The 24,643-nt window shown below is 46.4% G+C and carries 24 protein-coding genes and 1 tRNA gene; 5 read left to right on the top strand and 20 right to left on the bottom strand.

Annotation, left to right across the window (positions count from 1 at the left end; translation table 11 throughout):
* Nucleotides 1-20: 20 nt before the first annotated feature.
* The 13 genes from atpA to FC47_RS02515 form a co-directional block, all read right to left on the bottom strand.
* A complete protein-coding gene (atpA, locus tag FC47_RS02575) occupies nucleotides 21-1,553 on the bottom strand; it encodes a F0F1 ATP synthase subunit alpha (protein WP_006500288.1) in 1,533 nt (510 codons plus the stop codon).
* A gap of 26 nt (nucleotides 1,554-1,579) precedes the next feature.
* On the bottom strand, nucleotides 1,580-2,122 hold the full coding sequence (atpH, locus tag FC47_RS02570; protein ID WP_056967787.1) for an ATP synthase F1 subunit delta: 543 nt from the start codon (nucleotides 2,120-2,122) through the stop codon (nucleotides 1,580-1,582).
* Entirely contained in the window at nucleotides 2,112-2,627 is a 516-nt protein-coding gene (atpF, locus tag FC47_RS02565; protein ID WP_033934402.1) for a F0F1 ATP synthase subunit B, read from the bottom strand. Before atpF ends, atpH begins: the two co-directional genes overlap by 11 nt.
* 44 nt (nucleotides 2,628-2,671) lie before the next feature.
* A complete protein-coding gene (atpE, locus tag FC47_RS02560; protein WP_006500291.1) occupies nucleotides 2,672-2,884 on the bottom strand; it encodes a F0F1 ATP synthase subunit C in 213 nt (70 codons plus the stop codon).
* Between the two features lie 24 nt (nucleotides 2,885-2,908).
* Nucleotides 2,909-3,622, bottom strand: coding sequence for a F0F1 ATP synthase subunit A (atpB, locus tag FC47_RS02555; protein WP_006500292.1), 714 nt, complete (start codon nucleotides 3,620-3,622; stop codon nucleotides 2,909-2,911).
* Between the two features lie 311 nt (nucleotides 3,623-3,933).
* Entirely contained in the window at nucleotides 3,934-5,211 is a 1,278-nt protein-coding gene (locus FC47_RS02550) for a solute carrier family 23 protein (RefSeq protein WP_006500293.1), read from the bottom strand.
* 158 nt (nucleotides 5,212-5,369) lie between these two features.
* Nucleotides 5,370-6,143 (bottom strand): YibE/F family protein, encoded by a 774-nt coding sequence (locus tag FC47_RS02545; RefSeq protein ID WP_006500294.1) that lies wholly within the window; start codon nucleotides 6,141-6,143, stop codon nucleotides 5,370-5,372.
* On the bottom strand, nucleotides 6,140-7,255 hold the full coding sequence (locus FC47_RS02540) for a YibE/F family protein (protein WP_056967785.1): 1,116 nt from the start codon (nucleotides 7,253-7,255) through the stop codon (nucleotides 6,140-6,142). Before FC47_RS02540 ends, FC47_RS02545 begins: the two co-directional genes overlap by 4 nt.
* 176 nt (nucleotides 7,256-7,431) lie before the next feature.
* Complete coding sequence (upp, locus tag FC47_RS02535) at nucleotides 7,432-8,067, bottom strand: uracil phosphoribosyltransferase (RefSeq protein WP_006500297.1); 636 nt, start codon at nucleotides 8,065-8,067, stop codon at nucleotides 7,432-7,434.
* 84 nt (nucleotides 8,068-8,151) lie between these two features.
* Nucleotides 8,152-9,177: an L-threonylcarbamoyladenylate synthase gene (locus FC47_RS02530; protein WP_006500298.1), complete on the bottom strand. Its 1,026-nt coding sequence runs from the start codon at nucleotides 9,175-9,177 to the stop codon at nucleotides 8,152-8,154.
* A 21-nt stretch (nucleotides 9,178-9,198) separates the two neighbouring features.
* Nucleotides 9,199-10,059 carry a peptide chain release factor N(5)-glutamine methyltransferase gene (prmC, locus tag FC47_RS02525; protein WP_056967783.1) on the bottom strand — a complete coding sequence of 287 codons (861 nt, stop codon included), beginning with the start codon at nucleotides 10,057-10,059 and terminating at the stop codon, nucleotides 9,199-9,201.
* Complete coding sequence (prfA, locus tag FC47_RS02520) at nucleotides 10,052-11,134, bottom strand: peptide chain release factor 1 (RefSeq protein WP_174435177.1); 1,083 nt, start codon at nucleotides 11,132-11,134, stop codon at nucleotides 10,052-10,054. The genes prmC and prfA overlap by 8 nt, the downstream gene beginning before the upstream one ends.
* Before the next feature lie 8 nt (nucleotides 11,135-11,142).
* Nucleotides 11,143-11,730: a thymidine kinase gene (locus FC47_RS02515; RefSeq protein WP_006500301.1), complete on the bottom strand. Its 588-nt coding sequence runs from the start codon at nucleotides 11,728-11,730 to the stop codon at nucleotides 11,143-11,145.
* Nucleotides 11,731-11,968: 238 nt separating this feature from the next.
* Between FC47_RS02515 and FC47_RS02510 the strand changes: the two genes are divergently transcribed.
* The 3 genes from FC47_RS02510 to FC47_RS02500 are packed head-to-tail and all read left to right on the top strand — an operon-like array spanning nucleotide 11,969 to nucleotide 14,341.
* Entirely contained in the window at nucleotides 11,969-13,306 is a 1,338-nt protein-coding gene (locus tag FC47_RS02510; protein WP_056967781.1) for a Mur ligase family protein, read from the top strand.
* On the top strand, nucleotides 13,306-14,013 hold the full coding sequence (locus FC47_RS02505) for a type 1 glutamine amidotransferase (RefSeq protein ID WP_056967779.1): 708 nt from the start codon (nucleotides 13,306-13,308) through the stop codon (nucleotides 14,011-14,013). The genes FC47_RS02510 and FC47_RS02505 overlap by 1 nt, the downstream gene beginning before the upstream one ends.
* 19 nt (nucleotides 14,014-14,032) lie before the next feature.
* On the top strand, nucleotides 14,033-14,341 hold the full coding sequence (locus tag FC47_RS02500) for a hypothetical protein (RefSeq protein ID WP_033934396.1): 309 nt from the start codon (nucleotides 14,033-14,035) through the stop codon (nucleotides 14,339-14,341).
* A 34-nt stretch (nucleotides 14,342-14,375) separates the two neighbouring features.
* Here the strand turns inward: FC47_RS02500 and FC47_RS02495 are convergent, their stop codons facing one another.
* The 6 genes from FC47_RS02495 to FC47_RS02470 form a co-directional block, all read right to left on the bottom strand.
* Nucleotides 14,376-15,395: a serine hydrolase domain-containing protein gene (locus tag FC47_RS02495; protein ID WP_006500305.1), complete on the bottom strand. Its 1,020-nt coding sequence runs from the start codon at nucleotides 15,393-15,395 to the stop codon at nucleotides 14,376-14,378.
* 122 nt (nucleotides 15,396-15,517) lie between these two features.
* Nucleotides 15,518-16,219 carry a homoserine O-acetyltransferase/O-succinyltransferase family protein gene (locus tag FC47_RS02490; protein WP_006500306.1) on the bottom strand — a complete coding sequence of 234 codons (702 nt, stop codon included), beginning with the start codon at nucleotides 16,217-16,219 and terminating at the stop codon, nucleotides 15,518-15,520.
* A 333-nt stretch (nucleotides 16,220-16,552) separates the two neighbouring features.
* On the bottom strand, nucleotides 16,553-18,403 hold the full coding sequence (locus FC47_RS02485) for an ABC transporter ATP-binding protein (protein ID WP_006500307.1): 1,851 nt from the start codon (nucleotides 18,401-18,403) through the stop codon (nucleotides 16,553-16,555).
* A complete protein-coding gene (locus FC47_RS02480; RefSeq protein WP_006500308.1) occupies nucleotides 18,387-20,129 on the bottom strand; it encodes an ABC transporter ATP-binding protein in 1,743 nt (580 codons plus the stop codon). Before FC47_RS02480 ends, FC47_RS02485 begins: the two co-directional genes overlap by 17 nt.
* Nucleotides 20,122-20,577 carry a MarR family winged helix-turn-helix transcriptional regulator gene (locus FC47_RS02475; protein WP_006500309.1) on the bottom strand — a complete coding sequence of 152 codons (456 nt, stop codon included), beginning with the start codon at nucleotides 20,575-20,577 and terminating at the stop codon, nucleotides 20,122-20,124. The genes FC47_RS02480 and FC47_RS02475 overlap by 8 nt, the downstream gene beginning before the upstream one ends.
* A gap of 191 nt (nucleotides 20,578-20,768) precedes the next feature.
* Nucleotides 20,769-21,380: a hypothetical protein gene (locus FC47_RS02470; protein ID WP_056967777.1), complete on the bottom strand. Its 612-nt coding sequence runs from the start codon at nucleotides 21,378-21,380 to the stop codon at nucleotides 20,769-20,771.
* Nucleotides 21,381-21,616: 236 nt separating this feature from the next.
* On the opposite strand from FC47_RS02470, the gene FC47_RS02465 reads away from it, so the two are divergent.
* Nucleotides 21,617-22,747 (top strand): Y-family DNA polymerase, encoded by a 1,131-nt coding sequence (locus tag FC47_RS02465; protein ID WP_056967775.1) that lies wholly within the window; start codon nucleotides 21,617-21,619, stop codon nucleotides 22,745-22,747.
* 69 nt (nucleotides 22,748-22,816) lie between these two features.
* Complete coding sequence (locus FC47_RS02460; RefSeq protein ID WP_056967773.1) at nucleotides 22,817-23,632, top strand: hypothetical protein; 816 nt, start codon at nucleotides 22,817-22,819, stop codon at nucleotides 23,630-23,632.
* A gap of 444 nt (nucleotides 23,633-24,076) precedes the next feature.
* Here FC47_RS02460 and FC47_RS02455 read toward each other — a convergent pair.
* Nucleotides 24,077-24,148, bottom strand: a tRNA-Gln gene (locus FC47_RS02455).
* Between the last annotated feature and the right edge of the window lie 495 nt (nucleotides 24,149-24,643).

The raw sequence follows: 24,643 nt of genomic DNA, 5'->3' as shown, positions 1-24,643 counted from the left end.
GTCCTTTCGACTAGTCATGCTTAGTTTTTGGCAGCTTTGTCGCTGTCGCTGGTTTGAAATGACGTTTCCTTAAAGTCCTTGATTGCCTGGTCGATAACATCGCCTTCTGGCAGCTTGCCAGTTTCTGCAATCTGGTCATAAACGTCTTGATGGTTTGCACGCATGTAGGCAGCCAGTTCCTGTTCAAAGCGACGAACGTCTTGAACAGGAATGTTGTCAACATAGCCATGTGACAGAGCAAAAAGCGTTACAACCTGTTGAGCGACTGGTTGTGGCTCGTGCAGGCCCTGCTTTAAGATTTCCATCGTCCGTTCACCACGGCCCAGACGACGCTGCGTGTTTTCATCCAGATCAGAACCGAATTGCGCAAAGGCAGCCAGTTCGTTGTAGGCAGAAATATCCAGACGCAACGTACCAGCAACCTTCTTCATGGCTTTGATCTGAGCGTCACCACCGACACGAGAAACCGAAGTCCCGGCGTTGATGGCTGGACGTTGACCAGCATAGAAGGAATCAGAATCCAAGAAGATCTGACCGTCAGTAATGGAGATAACGTTGGTTGGAATGTAGGCTGAAACGTCACCGGCTTGGGTCTGAATAACTGGCAGAGCAGTCATTGAACCGCCGCCCATGTCGTCTGAAAGCCGTGCAGCACGTTCAAGCAGACGTGAGTGCGTGTAGAAAATGTCACCTGGGTAGGCTTCACGACCTGGTGGCCGCCGCAGAATCAGTGACAGTTCACGGTAGGCATCGGCTTGTTTCGTCAAGTCATCGTAAACGATCAAGACATCTTGGCCATTGTACATAAACTCTTCACCCATTGCAGCTCCGGCATATGGTGCCAGGTAAAGCATTGGTGCAGGGTTGGAGGCACTGGCTGAAACGACGATCGTGTAGTCCAAGGCGCCATATTGACGCAGCGTTTCAACTTGAGCCCGTACCGTTGATTCCTTTTGACCAATTGCAACATAGATACAAATCATGTCTTGGTCTTTTTGGTTGATGATCGTGTCAATGGCAAGTGAAGTCTTACCAGTCTTACGGTCACCAATGATCAATTCACGTTGGCCACGACCAATTGGTACCAAGGCATCAATAACCTTGATCCCAGTCTGCAGTGGCACGCTAACGCTCTTCCGCTGCATAACGCCAGGGGCCTTCTTTTCCACGGGACGCGTCTTGTTGGTCTTGATTTCGCCAAGACCGTCAATTGGACGTCCCAGTGGGTCAACGACCCGACCTAACAGTTCTTTACCGACGGGAACTTCCATAATCCGGCCCGTCCGCTTAACAGTATCGCCTTCACGGATTCCCGTGTAGTCCCCTAAAATAACGATACCAACATCGTTACTTTCGAGGTTTTGGGCCATCCCGTAGACACCGTTGCTAAATTCGAGCAACTCACCAGCCATGGCATTTTCCAAGCCATCGGCACGAGCAACCCCGTCACCAACATAGGTAACCGTCCCAGTTTCTTCAACGGAAATTTGGTCCTGATAGTTGGCGAGCTGCTTCTTGATGAGTGAACTGATTTCCTCAGTTTTAATGCTCATAAAGGTCTCACCTCTTTGACAATTGATTATTTAACAAGTAAACGACGAATTTGTTCAATCTTTGAACTGAGACTACCATCCAGAGTTTCATTGTTTGCTCGGATGATGACTCCGCCTAAAATTGACGGATCAACCGTTTCGTGCAATACGATTTCGTTGGCTGACAGGCGCTTAGCCAGACCAGCCTTCAGTTGATCGCGTTGCTTCGTATCGAGTTGCACCGCTGTGATTACTTCGGCGTGGATGCGTTTGTTAAATGCATCGTAACGCCGTTCAAACTCATCAATAATTGCGACCAAATCATCCATGCGGCCGTAATCAAAAACCATTTGAATCAGATTGGAAACGAATGGCGAAGCATCCTTTTTCAATGCATCAATCAAAGATTTTTTCTCAGCGAGTGACAGATCGACACCGCTCAACAGCGCTGCCAAACTGTCATTTTCTTCGAAGACTTGACGCAAAGCAGGTAATTCTTGATAAGTCTGATCGAGTTGACCGTTTTCTTCAGCCAGCTCAAAAATTGCTTTCGCATAGCGGTTAGCAACCGTCTTCTTATCAAGACTCATGTTTTACCAACCCTTCGATGTACGAATCGATCAGTGCTTTTTGATCGTCCGCGTTTAATTCCTTGTGGATGAGCTTGGAAGCAATCTCAATAGATAAGTTGGCAACATCGTTTTGCGCCCCTTTCAGAGCATCACGACGTGCCTGCTCAGCATCCTTTTGGGCTTGCTCTTTTACGACCTGTGCATCTTTTTGCGCATCCGTAACGATCTGGTCCCGTTGAGCTTCACCAGTCTTTTTGGCCGTGCTGATAATCTTGGCGGCTTCTTGGTGAGAGTTCTGCAATTCAGTTTGACGCTGTGCAGCCAGCTTTTCTGCTTCGGCACGCGACTTTTCTGCATTGTCGATGTCATCGGAAATCTTGGTTGCCCGCTTGTTCATCATATCCGTAACTGGTTTCCAAGCATAATGCTTAACCAACAGCATCAGGATAATAAATGAAACAATGTAAAACAGCATGTCTCCGACGTATAAGCTATTGGATTGAGCCAGAACACCTTGCAACATCTATTGACACCTCCTTGTAAATTGATAGCTTTAGTTATTTTGAACTACTTGTTCATTACAAGGAAGCCAATAACGATGGCCAGGATAGGCATGGCTTCGATCAAACCAACACCAATGAACATCGTACCACGCAGTGCACCAGACATTTCTGGTTGACGAGCCATCCCATCGATCGTGTGGCTAATAACAAAACCGTTACCAATACCGGCACCCAGTGCCGCACCAAAAGCAGCGATACCTGCAGCAATTGCACCCATTTTTATATCCTCCTTAAGATATGCTTATTCCTCAGCAGAAACCTTCTGAGAAATATAAACCGTAGTTAATGTTACAAAGACATAAGCCTGAATAGCCCCAATGAAGACTGAGAAGCCTTGCCAAATAATTTCAAGTGGCAGACTGACCAGGATCGTTGGAACACCGTGTGAAAAGGCCATCTGTCCAAGCAACTTCAGCAGCAGTTCCCCGGCAAAAATGTTACCAAAGAGCCGCAGACCAAGCGTCAAGAAGTTGGCAAATTCCTCAACCAAGTTAATTGGCAGCATAACAGCATATGGCTTGAGGTAAGAGCCAAAGTAGTGCTTCAAACCGTTTTTGCTGATCCCGGCAAAGTGTGCCAGCATGATCATGCTCAACGAGAAAGTCAGCGTTACGACTGGATCGGCAGTGGGACTTCTCACAATCTCGTTTCCGTTCCATCCGATTTGGAAAATCAGACCCAGCTGGTTTGAGAAGAAGATAAAGGCAAACAGTACGAAGGCCAAGAAGCTGTAGTTGCCAACTTCTGATGCAGGCATTTGTTCCCGCACGATACCGTTTGTAAATTCAATCAACCACTCAATTACGTTTTGACCGCCTTTAGGCTTCATTTGCAAATGCCGTGAAAGACCAAATAAAACAAAGAAGACCAAGACAAAAATAATGGTGCCTGAAATCACGTTAGTCGCATTGAACGTAAGGCCGAATAGCTTAAAAGTATAAGCTTCACCGCCCATTTATATTCCACCTCTTTTCTTTATAACAATAATTTGGTTTGTAAATTGGATTCCATCTCGTTGAAACAACCACGAACTGTCCCAAGTTACGATCATTAATATAGCATTATTTCATTAAAATTTCAAAAAAATATCAGAGTCAAAGAAAGCGCCAACATCAGCTCAATCCGTTACACAGCAGGCACTTCGAGTTAATATAATATATAAACCAACCTAATAAATTGTTTATAATTTATATCTATTCATTGACACAAATAAAAAAATGATGACATTTGAGATAAAACGTCATCATTTGTTTCTTTTTAATTGGTCTAGTTGTTTTTCTTACGTTCGCTGGCAGCCTCATCAGGCAGGATCAGATTTAAAACAATCCCCAAGACCGCTGCCACCGCCAATCCCGAAAACTGATATTGGCCTAACTTTAAGTAGGCATTACCGATCCCGATCACCAGAATTACCGAGCTGATCATCAAATTACGCTTCTTGTTAAAGTCGATTTGGTCTTCGATCATAACCCGCAGACCGCTAGAGGCAATCACACCAAATAATAGGAAGGAAATCCCACCAATAACGGGGCCTGGGATTGATTCAATCAACGCACTCAGCTTGCCGACAAAACTGAAGAAGACGGCAAACAAGGCAGCCCCTGCCAGAACGTAGACGCTATGAACGCGGGTAATTGCCAAGACACCAATGTTTTCTCCATAAGACGTCACTGGCGGTCCACCAACGAAGCCGGCAATAATCGAAGCCGTCCCATCCCCAGCCAAAGTGTGATTCAACCCGGGATCCTTAAAGTAGTTGCGTTCGGTCAGCTCGTTAAGAACCATGATATGCCCCATGTGCTCAGTCATGGTAACAAACGCAATTGGTGCCATGCTTAAAATCGCGCCCCAATAAAAATGCGGCTGATAGGTCACGAACGGAACCTGAAAATCAGGCAGACTGAACCAATGTGCCGCAGCTACTGGCGCCAGGTCAACAATGCCAAACAGACAGGCAATCACATAGCCGCAAACAATCCCCAGCAGAATCGGAATCAAACCCAAAAAGCCTTTACAAAACATGTTAAAAGCAATCGTAACCAACAATGTCAGCATGGCAACGGCAAAATAGCGCAGGTCATAATGCGTACCGTTCAGCGTGGCATCTTTAGCCGCCGTGCTGGCCAAAGAAAGTCCGATCACCATCACGATTGGGCCGACCACGATTGGCGGCAGCACGCGATCAATCCAGTCCGAGCCAATCATCGTAACGATCAACGATACCAATAAGTACACACAGCCAACCGCGATCGTACCTTGAGCAATCCCTGGGTAGCCCGTTGATTTCATCAATGCCATCATTGGGACGATAAAACTAAAGCTCGAACCCATATAAGCCGGAATCTTGTGACGCGTGATCAGCAGATACATCAAAGTTCCAACCCCTGAACTGAACAAAGCGATTCCTGGATTCAATCCAACCAGAATCGGCACCAGCACGGTTGAACCAAACATTGAGAACATATGCTGCAATGACAATCCAACCCACTGACCAAACTCTGGCCTTTCATCAACGTCTAAAACGACGCCATCACGATGTGCCATTCAAAAACACCCCTATGCAGATAAAAATAATAGCCCTTGAGCTCCGGCCCAAAGACTACCTTAAAACAACCCGCAAGATGGATGATTATTTTAACGCGTCCTTGGAAACCTCTCTGGATTTCATTAAAGGACCGATATTCAAGTTACTAGACTATAGCTTACTTGTTTTCAGAAAAACTGTCAACTATCGTCTTTTTGCGCAGCCCCATTATCCAAGCCGTAATCGGAACCGTTAACAGAACTCCAATAAAAGAAGTCAATACCATTATCATCTCGGCAACAAAAATCTTATTATTCATAATCGTTCCAAATGAGTAATGTAATCCAGCAAACCAGATAAAAAGCGTTAAAAAACCGCCAAAAAAGCCAAAGAACAACGTATTAAAAGTCGTTCCAATAATCTGTCCGCCAATTGCCATGCCGCTTTTCATAATCTGAGCAGTCGAGATATCAGGATGCGCATTTAAAACCTCAGTCAGTCCCGCAGCTACCGCCATCGCTGCTTCAGCAATCGCCCCCAGCGTGCTTAGAATCGTCGTTGTAACAGCCACTTTCAGATAGCTGATACCAATTAAAATCGACATGCCCTCCAGATCCTCACTGTCTTCGGGACCAAAGCCCTGTACCATTGCCCAGTGCTCAACGCCAATAATCAGCAGCAGGAGAATTCCCATTACGATCAGCGATGCGTAAAAAGCCGTCACGGTCGTTTTTAGATCATCCTCACCCATAAAAATCGTTACTGCCAAAATAATAGTTCCAGTCGTCAGCGTTACAAACAACGGCGGAACGTGGAAGGCAATCAGTACGATCGCAAAATATAAAAAGCCAAAGTTTAGCAGCAGGCTTAAAAATGATGTCCATCCCTGCTTACCGCCAACTAAAATCATCAAAATCATCAAGACCAGTCCCAATGCCGTAATCGTACTCATGCTTTTGCCTTCTTTCCTAATAAAAGTGCTGCTAATGCACTGGCAATCGGAATCGCCAAAACGATGCCGATTCCGCTGATCAAGCTTTGAACGGTGCCCAGACACATATTCATTGAAAACGTGTAGCCCCAGGAATTGCCATTTTTCAAATACAGCAAAGATGAGGTAAAGGTATCGGCCATAAAAATCAGAAACAAGACGTTAACCAACGGCCCCATAATGGATTGACCGACGCTGCGTCCGGCTAAGAACAGCTGACGCTTGGTTGCAGCTGGATCAAGCTGTTTGAGCTCAAAGATCGTCGCCACGATGTCACTTGACTCATCCATTACGGCACCCAGCGACCCCAGCAGCGTCTCGGCCAAAAAGAGCGGTCGCGGAACCTGAGTGACATACTGCATCGATTCATAATAAATTCCGCGTTCCTGTGTCAGATTAAAAACCAGCAGACTGATCAGCATTGCGGCAATCGTGCCAAAAACTGTTGCCCCCAAGGTAGCCAGCATTCGCCTGGTAAAACCTAGAATCATGACCAGACTGATGACCGTAAAAATCAATGCCAGCACGCCAAAAATCAGCAGCACGTGCGAGGACTGCATTTTCAGATCCAGCTCAATAGCCAGCATAAACAGAATCGTATTGACGATCACACTAAGCAGAGCTAAGCTGCCTTGTCTTCTCATCATCAACAGCAGCAGCAAAATTACCAACCAGACTAAAAAGACAATGACGGTATCACGCTTATAGCCGGCAATGGCAGCATGCAGCTCGCCATTTTTTTCATGAACGCGCGTCAAAAAAATCTCGTTGCCGACTCGATACCTCTGATCCATTGCCCCGGAATAAGAATAGGTATTGGTAACCGTAAGCACTTGACCGCGATATTTGCCATTCAGCATTTTAATTCTAAGGTGCTGCTTAGTCTGCCAATCAACGTTTTTAAACTCATCAGTCTGCTTAACGGCTTTTTCGTTATGTACCTGTTCAACTTTTGCCAATGGTCGCTGATAAAAAGCCTCATTATGAAAGGTAAACAGCAGCGCACCCAGCCCAATAACCAGCAAGATCAAAAACTGTCTTGCAAAACCGGCCGAACCTTTTAATTTCTGCATTTTCTCAGATCCTTTATTGGATTTAATTTTAACAATCAGCTACCATTTTACTATTTTTGGCAAGTTTGGCTTCGTTTACCGACAGTTGTTAAAAAATGTTAAGACTTTTATCTGGCAAAATAAAAAAGCCCAGCTCGTGAGCAGGTCACAGACTGAACCTTTAATGTTAGATCAGACTACTTGGTGCCAAAAAGACGATCGCCGGCATCGCCTAGTCCTGGGACGATGTAGCCTTGTTCGTTTAAGCGTTCATCCAAGGCTGCCGTGTAGATGTCAACATCCGGATAAGCGGCTTGGATTGCCTTAACGCCTTCTGGAGCAGCAACCAGGCAGGCAAACTTGATGTTCTTTTCTTCACAGCCCCGCTTCTTTAAGGCGCCAATTGCATCAACTGCCGAACCACCCGTTGCCAGCATTGGGTCGACAACGAATAATTGACGTTCCGAAACATCGCTTGGCAGCTTGACGAAATATTCATGTGGCTTAAGCGTTTCTTCATCACGGTACATGCCAATAAAACCGATCTTGGCTGCCGGAATCAAATCGGTGAATCCTTCAACCATTCCCAGACCAGCCCGCAAGATTGGCACAATGGCAACTTTCTTGCCGGCCAGTTCCTTTTGAGTCGTCTTGCAGATTGGCGTTTCGATTTCAACTTCTTTGAGCGGCATGTTCTTGGAAACCTCGTAAGCAATCAGCGTTGAAATTTCCTTGACCGTTTCGCGGAAAAACTTAGTCCCAACGTTTTTGTCGCGAATCATCGTTAATTTGTGTTGAACCAGTGGATGTTCAATAACTTCAAACTTGCCCATGAATATATAACTCTCCTTAAATGTTTCTCAACTATTGTACCAAAAACGGACCTGGTTGCTTAGGCAAAAAGCAAATTTTATCAATTATTTGACCGGTACCTCAAAATGCTTGCCGCCAGCCGATTTATTCAGACGGTTCATGTAGGCTGCGCCCAGACCGGTTGCATCCAACCCCTGTACCAGAATGGAGGCAACGTCTTTTTGATCGTCAAAGAATCGCAGGCCGGCAAACAAATGTGAGCTGGCATCGCTGACGTCTTCGCCAAGCGAGTAGATGACAGCATTATCCGGCCAGCTGAATGCATCCAGGATCTGTTTTTCAGCCATTACCCCAACCTTAGACGGCTGCTCTTCAATCCAGGCGTTAACGCTTTGCCAATTCGTCTGCGGATCAACGATGGCTACTGGAACGCCCGGTGCATAATGGCGATACTTCATCCCTGGAGCTTTAGGCGTTTCATTGGTCCCAACATGGTGCTGATCCAAGTCGATTGAACCGATCACAGATTCAATCTGAGCTTTGGTAACGGCACCTGGACGCAGAATTGCCGGCTGCGGCGTCGACAGATCCAGTACCGTTGACTCAACTCCTACCCGGGTCGGACCATTATCAAGAATCCCGAAAATCTTGCCATTCAAATCATGAAAGACGTGCTGAGCCGTTGTCGGACTAGGCTTTCCTGACGTATTGGCAGACGGACCAACAATTGGAACGCCGGCTTTTAAGATCAGGTCCAGCGTCGGCTGACAATCAGGGTAGCGAAAGGCAACCGTTTCAAGTCCCCCCGTAACCGTTTTTGAAAGCGAGCCTGGCTTGATCTTTAAAATAATCGTCAATGAGCCGGGCCAAAACGCCTTCATCAGCTGACGCGCGCTGTTCGGAATCTCAGCCGCGTACCGTTCAACCATTTCAATCGATGCGACATGGACGATCAAAGGGTTGTCGCTGGGCCGTCCTTTGGCAAGATAGACGTTTTTGACCGCAGCTTCATTAGTAGCATCGGCACCCAAACCGTAGACCGTCTCAGTTGGGAAAGCCACTAACTGTCCATCTTTAATGGCTTGAGCTGCTTGATCAATTTCATTCAGCTTAAAAATTCTTGTTTCCAAAATCGTGTTTCCTTCCCAAACTTAAAAGTTCCATGCATGAATCATCCGCATGCGATCGGCCATATCATGACGAGTTTCGATCTGAGCATATGGCGCGACTTGATGACAAAGGTCTTGAATGCTTTGCTCCTGGTCAAATCCGGTTTCCCCAAACAGCTGACCATGCGTCGTTAAATGATCGCCAATGCTTTCAAACAGCCGATGATAAAAGCCAAGACCATGCTCATCGGCAAACAGAGCAACCGGCGGCTCATAGTCTAAAACGGCCTTATCCATTAAAGAGATTTCTGACGTTGCAATATATGGCGGATTAGTAACGATCAAATCAAACTTTTGATCCGCCAGTCTGGCAAACATATCGCTTTCGATTTCTGGCAGATTGGTTCCATGCAGACGCTGATTGGCAGTCGCTACCCGCAAGGCGCCAGCTGAGATATCACTAAGCGTCACCTGCCAAAGCGGTCTTTCAAGCTTTAGCGTAATCCCAATCACGCCACTGCCAGTTCCCAAATCCAGCACACGCAGCGGCTTATCTTTCGGCATCGTGTCCAGCACCCACTCGACCAGTTCCTCAGTCTCGCTTTCTGGGATCAAGACATCGCGACTGACGATAAACATCCGCCCGTAAAACGGCGCTTTGCCAACGACATACTGCGGCGGTTCATGATCGGCCACCCGCTCGATTGCCCGCCGAAACCGCACTGCTTCTTCGGATGGCATGCGATCGCGATTATGCATTAAAAGCGTTGTCGTGTTCCAGTCATGAATCATTTTCAAAATAAACTCAGGCGTCTGCGGATCCAATCCGCGTTCTTTCAAATATTCGGCTGCCCAGCGCTGAGCTTGAAAATAGTTCCAAGACTCACCGGTTGGCTTATTCATTGCGCAGCTGCTCCAGTTTCTTGGTTTGATCGGCAATGATCAAGGCCTCGATAATCTCGTCCAGATCGCCAGCCATGATCTTATCCAGCTTGTTAAGCGTCAAGCCGATACGATGGTCGGTAACCCGGTTTTGCGGATAGTTGTAGGTCCGGATTCGTTCAGAACGATCCCCAGTCCCAATCGCATCCTTACGCTTTTGATCATAGGCATTTTGTTCTTTTTGCTGGTAGTAATCGTAAACCCGCGCTTTTAAGATCCGCATGGCTTTAGCCCGGTTCTGCTGCTGGGAACGCTCGTCTTGCATCGCCACTACGATACCAGTTGGCAGGTGCGTCATCCGAACGGCAGAGGAAGTCTTGTTGATGTGCTGACCACCGGCACCAGATGAACGATAAACATCAGTACGAATGTCTTTAGGATCGATATCAATTTCCACGTCCTCAGCTTCAGGCATTACACCGACCGTCGCCGTTGACGTGTGCACACGACCAGCCGATTCCGTTACCGGTACCCGCTGAACTCGGTGCGCGCCGTTTTCAAACTTCAGCTTGGAGTAGACCTTGTCGCCAGTGATCAGCAAAGAGATTTCCTTAAAGCCGCCGACTTCAGTTTCATTTTTGTCAACGACTTCAACTTTCCAGCCCTGCTTTTCAGCATAGCGCAGATACATGTCGTATAGATCAGCCGCGAACAGACTGGCTTCATCCCCGCCAGCGGCCCCACGAATCTCCATGATGATGTTTTTGTCATCATTCGGGTCTTTGGGAATCAAAAGCACTTCCAATTCCTTTTCCAGCGTGGCCTGCCGTTCCTTAGACGAGGCAATCTCATCTTTGGTCATCGCCGTTAGATCAGGATCATCAATTTCGCGAAGCATTTCTTCGTCATCTTTAATGGTTTGCGTTACCTGTTTATATTCGTTGTACTTTTCAACGGTTTCGCGCAGGCTTCCTTCTTCCTTGGACAATTTCATAAACCGAGCAGTATCAGCAATTACTTCTGGATCACTGATCAATTCATTGAGCTCATCATAGCGATCGGCAACCGCTTGAAGCTTGTCAAAGATTTCTTCCATTTCCATGATTATTTCTCCTGTTTCTTATTCAGCAGCGGGTGAAAGTAGTGCTTGCGGCAAACCGGGTAGTACGACTCGTTGCCGCCGATTTGAACCTGTTCTCCTTCATAAATGGGATGACCGTCAAGCATGCGCAGATTCATGGTTGCCTTATGAGGGCAGAACCAGCAGATAGTCTTCATTTCTTCGATCTTGTCCGCATAGATCAAAAGATATTTGGAGCCCTCAAACAGCTCATTGCGAAAGTCATTCTTCAAGCCAAACGTCATGACGGGAATGTTTAATTCATCAACGATCTGCGTCAGCTGTAAGACATGCTCTTTGGACAGAAACTGAGCCTCATCGATCAAGACGCAGTAGATGCGCTGGTCAATGTTTTTGACGTATTCATAGACATTGGTGTCTTTCATGATTGGATGAACTTTTCTTTCCAGACCAATTCGACTGGCAATCGTCCCCCGCCCTGACCGCGTATCCACGCCACTGGTCAGTAAAACAACCGGTTTGCCTTGTTCTTCGTAGTTATGAGCTACTTTTAAGACATCGATCGACTTGCCGGAATTCATCGCGCCATACTTGAAGAATAACTGTGCCACGCTCTTTCACCTTTTCTTTGCAATAGTAACTAAATTATACCGAAAATCAGACCTATTTTAAACCGTCTGACCCAAGGCTGCAATTCAGTCGACACAAGTATAAAATTTTATCACAAATTATCGCTGCTGTGGACCTTTTAGACGATTTGAGCATGATGACTTTCTTTTTTTGGATGCAAAGTTTAAAATTGATCGGTACTATAATAAGTTAAAAATTATTTTGCGGAAGGATTTTTTTATGTCACTGAAAAGCTCATTTGCCGAATTTGCTGGTCGCTCCAGCTATTGGTTTTTGCATACCTTCATGCACGGCGGCAGCTCATTGCCAGGCAAGATCACTTTAAAGCTGGATCCCGACATTCTCCAGTCGTTTGCTAAAAAATATGACCTGGTTATTGTCACTGGGACTAATGGCAAGACCTTGACGACTGCACTAAGCGTCCGCGTCCTGCGCGAAAAATACAGCGATGTCTTGACCAATCCCACCGGCTCAAACATGAAGCAGGGAATCGTTACGACGTTTATCACCGCACCCAAGCCAAAACAAAAAGGGCTGGCCGTTTTGGAAGTTGACGAGGCCAACGTAGCCATCGTCACCTCCTATATCACGCCAGTTGCCTTTGTCTTTACCAATATTTTCCGTGATCAAATGGACCGCTATGGCGAAATCTACACAACCTATGAAAAGATTCTCAAAGGCGTGCGGATGGCACCAAAAGCCACGATCATTGCCAACGGTGACGAGCAGCTCTTCAACACGCAGAACCTGCCAAACCCCGTTATCTATTACGGCTTTAACCACGAGCATCACGATGACCTGAGAGCTCCAGCCAATACTGACGGTCTGCTTTGTCCTAAGTGTCAGCACATTCTGCACTACCACCTGATCACCTATGCCGGCTTAGGCGACTACTTCTGCCCACATTGCGGCTTTAAGCGTCCTAAGCTTGACTACGCCGTTACCAAACTGGGAAAACTGACGCCAACCAGCTCAACGTTTAAACTTGACGGCCAGGAATATCGGATTGAAATCGGTGGTCTCTACAACATCTACAATGCGCTGGCGGCCTATGCGCTGGGTCGTTTCCTAGGCGTCAGTCAATCGCAGATCAAGCATGCCTTTGAATCCGACGAACGAGTCTTTGGGCGCCAAGAAGAGATCAATATCGATGGTAAAAAAACAACGCTGATTTTGGTCAAGAACCCCGTTGGCCTCAATCAGGTTCTTGATATGATCGAGACTGATCCCGAACCATTCAGCTTTGTCTTTTTGTTAAACGCCAACTACGCCGATGGGATCGACACCAGCTGGATCTGGGACGGCGACTTTGAAAAGCTGACTCAGCATGATATCAAGCAGTATATGACTGGCGGCGAGCGCTACAAGGATATCACCACGCGACTGACGATGGCCGGAGTCGACAATATATGGAAAGAACCGGAACTTGCCAGCGTACTGACCAAAATCAAGGATCTGCCAACTGATCACGTTTATGTCTTAGCCAGCTATACGGCCGTTTTACAGCTCCGCAAGCTGCTGGCCGAAAAAGGATACATTAAAGGAGGGATGGACTAATGACCAAGTACCATCTGAATCTGGCCCATCTTTATGGTGATCTGCTAAATACCTACAGTGACGTTGGCAACATCATCGCCTTGCGCTATTATGCCAAACAGATGGATGCCGACATTGCCGTTAAGGTTGTCAGCATTGATGAGGAATTTAATCCTGACGAGTTTGACATGGCACTGTTTGGCGGTGGCCAGGACTATGAGCAACTGGTTGTCTCAAAAGACCTGCCTAACAAAAAAGCCGGGATCGAAAAATTTATCAATGATGGCAAGCCGCTGCTGGCGATCTGCGGCGGCTACCAGCTCCTGGGGCACTACTATATTGGTGCAAACGGTGAAAAAATTCCCGGTCTGGGCGTTTTGGATCACTACACCCTGAGTCAGGACCATAACCGCTTCATTGGTGACATTACCATTAAAAATGAAGAAACCGGGCAGGAATACCATGGCTTTGAAAATCACAATGGCAAGACTTATCTAGGCAAGGGTGAGCGTCCATTGGGCAAGGTCGTTTCCGGTCATGGCAATAATGGCGAGGATGGCAGTGAAGGCGCAATCTACAAAAACGTCTACTGTTCTTACTTCCACGGACCAATTTTGACGCGCAACGGTGAGATCGCCAAAAAGATCCTGTTGGCTGCCCTGCACCATAAATATCCCGCTGCCGATCTCAGTCAGGCAGCGGCCCTGGAAATCAAGCCGACCTTCTAGTCAAAGGAATGGTGAATGAATGATTAATACTGATCTCTATGCTACTTTGATCACGATTATCTTTATTGTTGAAAGCTTTTGGGAATTTCGCTTATATGCCTGGCTGCGCGGCAACCAAGATCTGGCCCGTGACCCTCAGCTAAAGCAGCGGCTGTTCAGCACCATGCGCGTTGAAAGCAAATGGAACTGGGGCTCTTGGCTTTTGATCATTCTCTTGCTGATTGCTCCCGACAACTGGGTACTGCCTTTTGGCTGTCTGCTGGTTTTATTTGAAACACTGGTCATCAAACGAATGGACAATCTTAAAAGCTCAATGCAAAACCAATAATAAAAACGTCACGCAGCGCTGCGTGACGTTTTTTTTACTGGTCCTTTTCATTTAGATACGTCGCAAACAAGTGATCCCTGGCATCCAGGAAGGCTTGATTGTCGGCACTTGGATGAACGCGATTGGACAAGACGATCATCCCTTGATCAGTCTGTTTGTCCAAAACCATCCACGTTCCCGTATAACCAGTATGCGAAATAACAAAATGATGGTCACAGCTGCGCGAATGGAACAGTTTCCAGCCAAAGCTGCGCAGATGTTCACCATTCATCGGCGTCTGATCATAAAACAGGCTATTGATCGTTGCCGGTTCGACCAGTCCGTCCAGATTCGTTTCAAGCAGGGCATGACTGAATTTTAATAGATCATCTAGCGTGGCAAACATCCCCGCGCTGCCGCAGTGCTCACCTAAGACATAGCCTTTGGGATCATGCGTCTGACCGCGAATCAATCCCCGTTCTTTTTTAATCTCGGTTGGCACGCATTTGGCTGGATCCGGGAAAAACGTCGTATCATTCATCTGCAGCGGTTTTAAGATCCGTTCCGTAATTGCTTTTTGAATCGGCTCACCCAGGATTTTTTCAGCAATCCAGCCAACATAGATCAGACCAACGTCAGCATAGCGGATCTGCTTATTTAAATTAGGGCCAACGCGCAGAGTATTGAGCATTTCTTTAGTCAGCTCAGCGGCCGGCAGCTCATCACGATGCGGAATATAGCCTTCGATGCTGGAAGTGTGCGTAAGCAGATTGCGAATCGTAGCTCGATCATCATTCAGCTCTGGCAGCCAGTTGACGACCGGATCATCCCAGTCCAAAAGTCCCGCGTCCTTTAGCTGCATGATCACGGGAATGGTGCCCACGACTTTGGTCAGTGATGCCACATCATAGAGCATGCCATCGATCAGTGGTTCTTTGTTTGGCTGCAGCTGAGCCAGACCGGCCACGTTTTTTAAGGTTGTCTTGCCTTCAAAGATTGCCCAGCTGATTCCAGGAACGATGCCATCATCGACCATGGCATTCAAGGATTGGATCGTATTTTGATATTCGCGCATGTTTTGACCTCTTTATTTAGACTCGGCCTTTATTCTAACACATCTACTGCCAGATCGATGGCTGATCGCTAACCAGCTAAGCTATTGAGCCGGTTGCGATAAAGCTGAATTCCAGGTTGCCGCTATGAATAGTCGATATCCAGATGATTTTGATCAATATAATAGTTTTTCGGCGGCTGAATAGCCAGGCCCTTTTGCTGATCACGCTGATATTCATTGTCGAGCGTATCGGCGCTGTATTCGGGATGTCCGGTAATATAGATCGAATGTCCTTCATCAGCCTGATAGATTAAAGGATCAATCGTCTGGTTGGCGACCAGTATCTTTAGCCCTGCTGGCAGTTGCTTGGGCAGCTCAACTTTGGTATACCGAGACTGCGGAATCTTGATCGTATTGAGATCTTTTAACAGTGCTGAATCACAGCTTGCGGTTCCTTGATAAACGCCAAATAGCTTATGGCTCATTTTCTGCTTGGGCAAGCCGAAATCATTCCAAAGTCCCACTTGAGCTGCCCAGCATTCATAAATGATCGATTTAACGTGATCGTGAGCCCATTCAACGATCTGCTTAAACTCATCCCGGTAGTCAACGGCTTCAAACGGCAGACATTCAACTGGCGCTCCCGTAATGATCAAACCGTCAAAACATCGCTGACGAATCTGCTCCAGACAGACATAGTGCTGCTTGATTCTTTCACCACCGGCATGCCGAAAATGATGAGTAGCCGGATACAAGAACGTCACCGTGCAGTCGATGCCAGTCTCGTGAAGACGCTGCAGAAACTGCCATGATGATTCCTCCTTAAAAACAAAAAACGTCTTCATCCTGATTTCCCGATCAGTTTAGGAAATCATGGGACGAAGGCGTTTCGTGGTACCACCCATTTTCACTGCCATCTCACAATGACAGTCTCATTCAGTACGGACATACTGGGCGAGATATCGGTCGCTTACCGGCTCAGGTAGCCTATTGACCCCTGAACGAACTCCGAGCTCATCTTCAATCATTATTGGTCGGTCCGCTTTCACCTGATCGGACTCTCTTTAACGACCCGTTGTGATCTACTCTTCTCATCACTGTTCTCATTTTTATGCTTTATTTTTAATTGATTATTAATCTAACATCTTTTTTTAAAATGTCAAGCACTGAATGATCAGCTAAATCTGATTACCCAAGAACTGACTGTTGTAAAGATCAGCATAAAAGCCATGCTTAGCCATCAAGGTTTGGTGATTGCCCGTTTCAATAATGCGCCCATGATTCATGACAATGATCTGCTCGGCATTGCGAATCGTCGACAAACGATGGGCCACGACAAAACTGGTTCGATTCTGCTGAATATCGTTCATGGCATTTTGAATCAAAGACTCGGTTCGGGTATCGACTGAGCTGGTCGCCTCATCTAGAATCAGAATTTCTGGATTAGCCAAAAATGCCCGGGCAATCGTCAGCAGCTGCCGCTGACCCTGGGAAATATTGGACGCTGATTCATCCAGCACCGTCTGATAGCCATCTGGCAGCTCGCGAATAAAACTGTCGGCATAGGCTAATCTGGCTGCTTGATAGACTTCTTCTTCAGTTGCGTCCTCACGACCATACTTGATGTTGTCAAAGATCGTGCCTTTAAACAGCCAGGTATCCTGCAACACCATTGCAATATGCGTTCTTAATTGGCTGCGGGTCATCGTCCGCGTATCGTGCCCATCAAGATAGATATGACCGCCCTTGACGTCGTAGAAACGCTCCAAAAGATTGATGATCGTTGACTTGCCGGCCCCAGTCGGCCCAACGATTGCGACCATATGATTGGTTGGCGCCTTGAGATTAAAGTCTTGAATCAGCGGCTCGTCATTATAGCTGAACTGAACGTCTTTAAACTCAATCTTAGGCTGATCATGACCGGTCAATGGCTGGTCTTTTAAAATTCGCTCATCCATTTCCGGCGCGTCCAGCACTTCAAAGATTCGCTCAGCTGAGGCAATCGTCTGCTGAATCGTACTGCTCAGATTGGCAACCTGAGTCAAAGGCTGCGAGAATTGGTTGGTATATTGCAAGAATGCCTGGACGTTGCCCAACGTAATCTGACCATGGATGATCTGTACAGCCCCAATCACAGCAACCAGCAGATAGCCAACGTTTTTGATGCAGTTCATAAACGGAAAGATCAGAATCGAAAAGAACTGCGCCAGCCAGGCAGAATGATAATACTTCTCGTTTTTCTGCGCGAACTTGGCTTCTTCATCTTCTTCATGATTAAACGTCCGCACGATCGTCTGCCCAGCAAAGGTTTCCTCAACTTGTGCATTGATCTTGCCGAGCTCCTCTTGCTGCGTACTGAACAGTTTCTGCGCACGGGGAGCAATCATACCAACGACACCAAGACTCAAAGGTACGATGATCAGCGCAACCAGCGTCAGTTTCCAGCTGATAGACAGCATCAACGCCAGCACTCCGACAAACGTAATCACACTGGTAATCATTTGAATCAGACTCTGCTGCAGCGTGGTGGCAATGTTGTCCATATCATTGACCATTCGACTCATCAGATCCCCATTGCTGTGCGTATCATAGAACTTAACCGGAACGACTTTCATCTTGGCTTTAACGTCACGGCGCAGGTTATAGACCACCTTTTGCGAAATATTGGTCATAATAACCTGCTGTGCCAGACTGAAAAGGCCTGAGAACAAATAAAGCAAAACGACAATAATGGCGATGTGCTTGATCTTGTCAAAATCAATCGGCAATGCGGTCAGATGCTGCCCAGCCTTCATCTGAGCATAACCCTTCATTATTCCTTGATAAATCGTCGTCGTGGCCTGTCCTAAGATCTTAGGCGAGACGATCGATAGAATTACGGAAATGATGGCCAGCACGATCGAGAAAATCATTCCCCAAGCCCATGGCCGCAGATAGGAAAACAAGCGACCAGTCGTGCCCCAGAAATCCTGTGCCTTGGCTTCCTTGCCGCGTGGTCCGCCATGTGGTCCTCTACGCATGTGCTTCATCTCCTTCCTGAATCTGTGAATGCAGAATCTGCTGATAGGTTGGATTGTCAGCCTTCAACTGAGCATGCGTTCCTTGTCCAACCACGCGTCCTTCATCCAGTACCAAAATCAAATCGGCATCGGCAACCGTTGAGATCCGCTGTGCCACGATCACCGTCACGGCCTGCTTGATCTGCGGGTCGGCTTTTAAGGCCATTCGCAGCTGGGCATCGGTTTTAAAGTCTAGCGCTGAAAATGAATCGTCAAAAACATAAACGGATGCTTTTTTAATGATCGTCCGCGCAATTGCCAACCGCTGCCGCTGACCACCCGAGAAGTTGCTCCCATTTTGCTCAACGACTGCATCCAGACCGCCAGCTTCCTTAACGAAATCGGCTGCTCGAGCTACTTCTAAGGCATGCCACATCTGTTCATCATCAGCCTGATCATTGCCAAACTGCAGATTGCTGCGAACCGTCCCCGTAAACAGCACGGCTTTTTGCTGCGTTATCGAGATCAAGCTGTGCAGATCATGCTGGCTCAAGCGATTGATTGGCTGATCGTTGACTCGAATCTCGCCTTTTTCAATCTCTAAAAGCCGCGGAATCAGATTCACCAAAGTTGACTTGCCTGATCCCGTTCCGCCAATAATTGCCAGCGTCTGACCAGCCTTAACCTTAAAATTCAGATCGGCTAGCGCCAGTCGTTCAGCGCCATGATAGCGAAAATCGACATGATCAAAGCTTAATGAGGCTGGTTTGCTCAAATCGAGCTTTAGCTGCTGATCCTTTGGCGCATCGTGAATGCTGATCGGCTTTTCCAAGACCTCATTGACTCGAACTGCCGATGCCTGCGCCCGCGGAACAAAGACAAAGATCATCGAAAGCATCATGAAGCTGATCAAAATCATTACGGCATAGCTTAAAAACGCGATCAGATCACCAACTTCCATCGTCATGTTCGCAATCAGATGACTGCCCATCCAAATGATGCTGACGTTGGTTAGACTCAAAATCAAGGACATTACCGGAAACATCAACGAGACCAGCGTAAAGGCCTTGATTCCAGTATCCGTATAGTCGCGATTAGCCTTTTTAAAGCGTTCCTGCTCATAGTCGTCTTGATTAAAGGCCCGAATCACCCGCACGCCAGTCAAGCCTTCTCTAAAAATCAGATTGATGCGGTCGGTCTTTTTCTGGATACTCTTAAACAAAGGCGTGGCCATCGACATGATAATAATAATGACTACTGCCAAGATCGGCAGACTGATCAGAAAAATCTTGGTCAGTCTTGGTTCGCTCTGATAAGCCAAAAAACAGGCCGCCACCAACATGATTGGCGACTGAATCATCATCCGCAGCATCTGGACGATCACGTTTTGAATCTGCACCACATCATTGGTTGAGCGCGTAATCAGAGATGAGGTTCCCAACTCTGACATCTCACGCTCCGAAAACCGAAAAACACGCTGATAGATCTGAGCCCGCAGATTTTTGCCGACCTTCATCGCCTGTGTGGCTGCAAAATAAATATTGCCAATTGCCATTAACAGTCCAATCAGCGCGACCCCCATCATGATCCATCCTTCATGAGTAATAAACGACAGATCCTGCTTGACTACCCCACGATTGATAATTTCCGAGGTCAGCGTTGGAATCGTCAAGTCACAAATGACCTGACCAACCATAAATAAAACCGCCAAGACAACGGCCCACCATTGCAGATTACGTTTGGCAATCTTAAGCATGACTATTCTCACCTTCTTTATTTTTTAAACATTCATTTTTGATGTTTTGATCAATTTTTAAAATCAATCGATTAAGTTCTGCTTTTTCCTCATCACTCAGCGTTCCGAATAGAGTTTTGCAGAACCATTGATGACGCTGATGATTTTCTTTTGCCAGTTCAGTACCCGCTTTGGTCAGCCGCACATGAATGACGCGCTTGTCGCTGACATCGCGCTGTCTTGTAATCAGACCGTCTCTTTCCATTCTGGTCAGAATCTCAGTCATTGAACCCGGCTTGATCTGTGCCAGGCTGGCCAATTCACGCTGTGAGATATTCTCATGTTTCGACAATAGGAACAAGACGCGCCCTTGACCATGAAAGCCACGTTGTTTAGGCTTGGATACCATTCGAATGTCCATGCCCAACAAAAACAGATGACCAAACAGCATTTCATCGCTAATCGACATTTTATTTCCTCCAATTAAAATCGTTAGGTACATAATAGTTATGTACCTAACGATTTTTTAGTTTACTCTCTTTCCCATAATCGTCAAGCATTTTTGGAGATAGAAAAAGCACCCGTTTTAACGGATGCTTTCACTGAGCAAAAAACCATTGCCAACCGTCCAGCGTTCATGACCATTGGCAATGTGAATATTTAGTTGAACTCACCAGTCATTGGATCCATCTGTTGGTATTGACCGGTTGCTGGATTGTATTTGTAGATTCCTTTTAAATGCGAGACATTCGGATCCTGCCCTGCACCGCTGCTGGTCCGCACGTCAACCTGCCAGCTGCCATCACTGGTCTGTGAGGTCATATATTGGTCGCCATTTTCCGGCTGCAGACCAGCGGCTTGGTTAAGTCCATCAACTACCTGATCGTTAACCGTTGCAGCCACCTGCGCTGACTCATTTGAAGCAGCTGCTTGACTGACTGCCGTTTGAGCTGCTGATGTCGCTGGCTCGGCTTTCTGAACCGCTGCGTCTGATGATTGAACAGTCTCACCATCAAGACTGCTGGAGGTTGCGGCTGCAGCTGATGAACTGATACTTTGCGACGTTTGGCTGCTGGATTGGCTGGCCTTACTGGTTTTGGCAGCCGCGTGCTTCTTTGGGGCCCGCTGATGCGAAACTGCTGTCGCTGAGCTGCTGGAATCGGCTGACTGATTGTTGCCGATTGGAGCGCTGACTGATGCACAGCCAGTTAAGCTCAGCACCATTGCTGCCATCAACAATCCCGTTAGCCAATGTTTCGACTGCTTAATCATGTCAACCGCCCCTTTCCAGATTCAATTTTTCATTACCATTGTAACTCATTTGCAACAATAATGTAACATTTTTTCGAACCGGTATTTATGATATCCGCTGCTGATTTGGCAAACCATCAGCCAACCTGCTGCTTTCGTGTTTCGGATCAGACCAGCTGCTTAATGGTTTAATTTGCATTTTGAAACACACGTTCGTATAATTGATTAAAAGTTACCTGAAAGGATGCCATTTTGAGATGCTTGACTACCATAATGAACCACATGGCGTTTATTTGATGATTGACAATAAGTCTTTTTTCGCCAGCATTGAAAGCGTTCAGCGCGGAATTGACCCATTGGATTCCGTTCTGCTGGTCATGGCTGAACATGAAAATAATGGCAGCGGTCTGGTCGTCGCCACCTCGCCACTGGCTAAAAAGCACTTTGGCATTCGCAACGTTGACCGCGGCTACAAGGTTCCTAGTGATGCCAGACTTTTAACCGTTCCGCCACGACTAGCGCTTTATCGGCAAAAAAACCGGCAGATCAATCAGATTTTCCGTCGCTATGCTGATGCTGATCACTGGTGGCCATACTCAATCGATGAAAGCATCCTTGATTTAAGCGACACCTGGCCATTTTTTGGCGCAACTCCTGAAAAAGCAGCGGCGGTAATTCAGCGGGCTGTTTTTGAAGAACTCGGCTTACGGACTACGGTTGGGATTGGTGAAAATCCATTGCAGGCAAAACTGGCCTTAGATCTGTTCGCCAAGCACGCGCCTAATTTTCAGGGACGGCTTTCATATCATGATTTTGCCGCTCGTATCTGGCCACGACATGATTTGACCAATATTTGGAGCATTGGTAAAAAAACAGCTGCGAAACTAAATCTTTTAGGCATTAATTCCATTGGCGATCTAGCTCATACCGATCCTCATTGGCTTAAGCATGAATTTGGCGTTGTCGGTACTCATCTTTACGCATTGGCTTGGGGTATTGACCGCACTGATCTTTCCGTACGGCTGACCCCTAAAAATCCCAGCTGGAGCAGTTCACAAGTCATGCCTAAAGATCTCAGCCGTCAAAAAGACATTGAGCAGGGCATCATCAAGGTTGCCAACGACGTAATCGATCGACTCAGCAGGCATCATCAAAAAGCCGGTCGCATTCGCCTGGGACTTGGCTATGCCAATGGCGTTACCGATGAGAATGGCCGCACCAGCTATAGTCATGAGATTACCATTGAGCCAACTGCTGAACGAAAACTGTTGATCGATCATCTGCTTGGCATTTTTCATCAGGCTTGGTCAGGGGCTGCCGTTCGCAATATTTCCGTTGCATTGAGCCGGCTCAGCGATGCCAATACACAGCAGATCTCGCTGTTCTGATTGATTGTTGATATTCAGCATGACCTCGCTGCCAACTGCGGGGCGATTAAAAATTTAATGAGGTAAACCATGGATGATTCACTTGCCAGCGCTGCTCATCAAATTGCTGAACAGGTCTGGCCATTATTTAAAAGACTGCCTAAAACCATCTATCATATTCTGGTAGTCAATGATCATTATGACGATCAGTTTAACTTCTTTTTTGAGATCTACCGGCCACATTTTAGAACGCATTCCTATCCTCTTTATTCAATGTCCAATCAGCACCTGGATCAGTTAGAAACACTGCTGCGTCTGCTGCGCGAACAAGAGGGTCTGCAGATCAACATTGATTTTCGTGGTTTTGACAATCAACGCTGGCCAGAAAGTCAGCGCCGCATTGTCTCCCACCCTTATCAAGCACCGACATTTAAACAGGAGCCGATTATCAAGAATTCAGCAGTTTCGCCCACCATGTCAGCCCCGGTTCGCCTGCCTAAGTATCATGATGAAGAAGCGGCCAAGATTGCCAACGCCTTTTTTAAAAATGAATACATTGACTACGGCATGGGTAAGTGGCATGGCTTCCGGATTGCTGAGCTTAACGAGGTTGAAAACGAATTTGCCACCCTGCCAATTGAAGTTCCCCAAAATCATCAGAGCCAATTTGCGATTCGATCATTATTGAAACTCAGTATCGATCAAGACCAGCCAGTACATCTGCAGCTGCAGTTTGGCGGCCGCTGTCATGGCATCAGCGGCATGATTTTAGGCACCACCGAGCAGACCGCTTTTATCAAGCCAGCGCATCAGCACCAATTGGCCTTGCCATTAAAATTGATTTGCCATGGCGAGCTGTTGGTCAACAATGACAATGATCGTGATCAGCGATCTGAGTCGCTATAATATCTTCTTCAACTGAATCTTTTGCAGAGTTTTCCACGCCCTGCATCATCCCCCAAAGCCCCCGCCTTATTTTGACGGGGGTTAGATTTTTTATGTTCTTGAACGCGCATCGACCTTTTCAAACGGTAAATTCCAAAAATTTTGCGTTTGAGCGCCACCGAAAAATCGTTTTGCCTACTGCTGATCAGTTGGCGATGGCTAAAAAGCGAAATGTTACCAGAAAATCATCGGAAACTAATAAAGGCAGTCCCAATTATGGAACTGCCAAAATACCGTTATATCAACAACTTATCCGCTATTACCTGCCCTATTGTGAAATTTTTCGTTACCAGAAATGTTACCAGAATTTCCTTGTTTTTGAGTGTTTTTGCTTGTGAAATAAAATAAAAAAAGTGCATCATATCAACGACTAAGGACGCTGACAGATGCACAATGTTGTTAGGATTGGGTATACAGGGATCGAACCTGTAAATTATGGATTCAGAGTCCACTGCCTTACCATTTGGCTAATACCCAATAAGTTGAGTTGATTGCTTTTAACAACGATTATTAGTATACATAATAACCTATATTGAGTCAACACTTTTTCCAAAATTATTTTTAAAACTATTTATCGTCCAGTTTGTTACTTGAATTTGACTCACGAATTATGGTTGAGATTAGGTTTCGAATGTATGATCCCTCCAGACAATCCACGCAAGCGGCAAAATGCTAAAATCAGTGCTGCTATCCGCAAAATCATATAATTGCTAGTACCAGTCACCTTCACCATAATACCCAGTCTAATCTAAGCAGACAAGATCCAGTTCAAAATTATAAAAGGACCTTTGATTAATATTTTTCATTTCAACAGGAAAATAGCCGACTTTGTGAATAAAATCAAGTCCTAAACAATCAAGATCCTTAAATTACCTACTATATCTTAATTTTTAACCGATTGTAGGTAACTGTATACTCAACTCACCTAGCTTTACCTACTTTAGGCCTTTTTTGGGAGTGTAAAATATTTTG

Source organism: Limosilactobacillus mucosae DSM 13345, from assembly GCF_001436025.1.
Lineage (GTDB): Bacteria > Bacillota > Bacilli > Lactobacillales > Lactobacillaceae > Limosilactobacillus > Limosilactobacillus mucosae.
This window is presented reverse-complemented; position numbering and strand designations above follow the sequence as displayed.

Coding starts and splice junctions, on each gene's coding strand:
- FC47_RS02465 (WP_056967775.1), top strand. CDS start 21,617: ATGCTTGACTACCATAATGAACCACATGGCGTTTATTTGATGATTGAC.
- atpH (WP_056967787.1), bottom strand. CDS start 2,122: ATGAGTCTTGATAAGAAGACGGTTGCTAACCGCTATGCGAAAGCAATT.
- atpA (WP_006500288.1), bottom strand. CDS start 1,553: ATGAGCATTAAAACTGAGGAAATCAGTTCACTCATCAAGAAGCAGCTC.
- FC47_RS02505 (WP_056967779.1), top strand. CDS start 13,306: ATGACCAAGTACCATCTGAATCTGGCCCATCTTTATGGTGATCTGCTA.
- upp (WP_006500297.1), bottom strand. CDS start 8,067: ATGGGCAAGTTTGAAGTTATTGAACATCCACTGGTTCAACACAAATTA.
- FC47_RS02475 (WP_006500309.1), bottom strand. CDS start 20,577: ATGTCGATTAGCGATGAAATGCTGTTTGGTCATCTGTTTTTGTTGGGC.
- atpB (WP_006500292.1), bottom strand. CDS start 3,622: ATGGGCGGTGAAGCTTATACTTTTAAGCTATTCGGCCTTACGTTCAAT.
- atpE (WP_006500291.1), bottom strand. CDS start 2,884: ATGGGTGCAATTGCTGCAGGTATCGCTGCTTTTGGTGCGGCACTGGGT.
- FC47_RS02470 (WP_056967777.1), bottom strand. CDS start 21,380: ATGATTAAGCAGTCGAAACATTGGCTAACGGGATTGTTGATGGCAGCA.
- FC47_RS02500 (WP_033934396.1), top strand. CDS start 14,033: ATGATTAATACTGATCTCTATGCTACTTTGATCACGATTATCTTTATT.
- FC47_RS02550 (WP_006500293.1), bottom strand. CDS start 5,211: ATGGCACATCGTGATGGCGTCGTTTTAGACGTTGATGAAAGGCCAGAG.
- FC47_RS02510 (WP_056967781.1), top strand. CDS start 11,969: ATGTCACTGAAAAGCTCATTTGCCGAATTTGCTGGTCGCTCCAGCTAT.
- FC47_RS02495 (WP_006500305.1), bottom strand. CDS start 15,395: ATGCGCGAATATCAAAATACGATCCAATCCTTGAATGCCATGGTCGAT.
- FC47_RS02490 (WP_006500306.1), bottom strand. CDS start 16,219: ATGAAGACGTTTTTTGTTTTTAAGGAGGAATCATCATGGCAGTTTCTG.
- prmC (WP_056967783.1), bottom strand. CDS start 10,059: ATGAATAAGCCAACCGGTGAGTCTTGGAACTATTTTCAAGCTCAGCGC.
- atpF (WP_033934402.1), bottom strand. CDS start 2,627: ATGTTGCAAGGTGTTCTGGCTCAATCCAATAGCTTATACGTCGGAGAC.
- FC47_RS02480 (WP_006500308.1), bottom strand. CDS start 20,129: ATGCTTAAGATTGCCAAACGTAATCTGCAATGGTGGGCCGTTGTCTTG.
- FC47_RS02540 (WP_056967785.1), bottom strand. CDS start 7,255: ATGCAGAAATTAAAAGGTTCGGCCGGTTTTGCAAGACAGTTTTTGATC.
- FC47_RS02545 (WP_006500294.1), bottom strand. CDS start 6,143: ATGAGTACGATTACGGCATTGGGACTGGTCTTGATGATTTTGATGATT.
- prfA (WP_174435177.1), bottom strand. CDS start 11,134: ATGGAAGAAATCTTTGACAAGCTTCAAGCGGTTGCCGATCGCTATGAT.
- FC47_RS02485 (WP_006500307.1), bottom strand. CDS start 18,403: ATGAAGCACATGCGTAGAGGACCACATGGCGGACCACGCGGCAAGGAA.
- FC47_RS02460 (WP_056967773.1), top strand. CDS start 22,817: ATGGATGATTCACTTGCCAGCGCTGCTCATCAAATTGCTGAACAGGTC.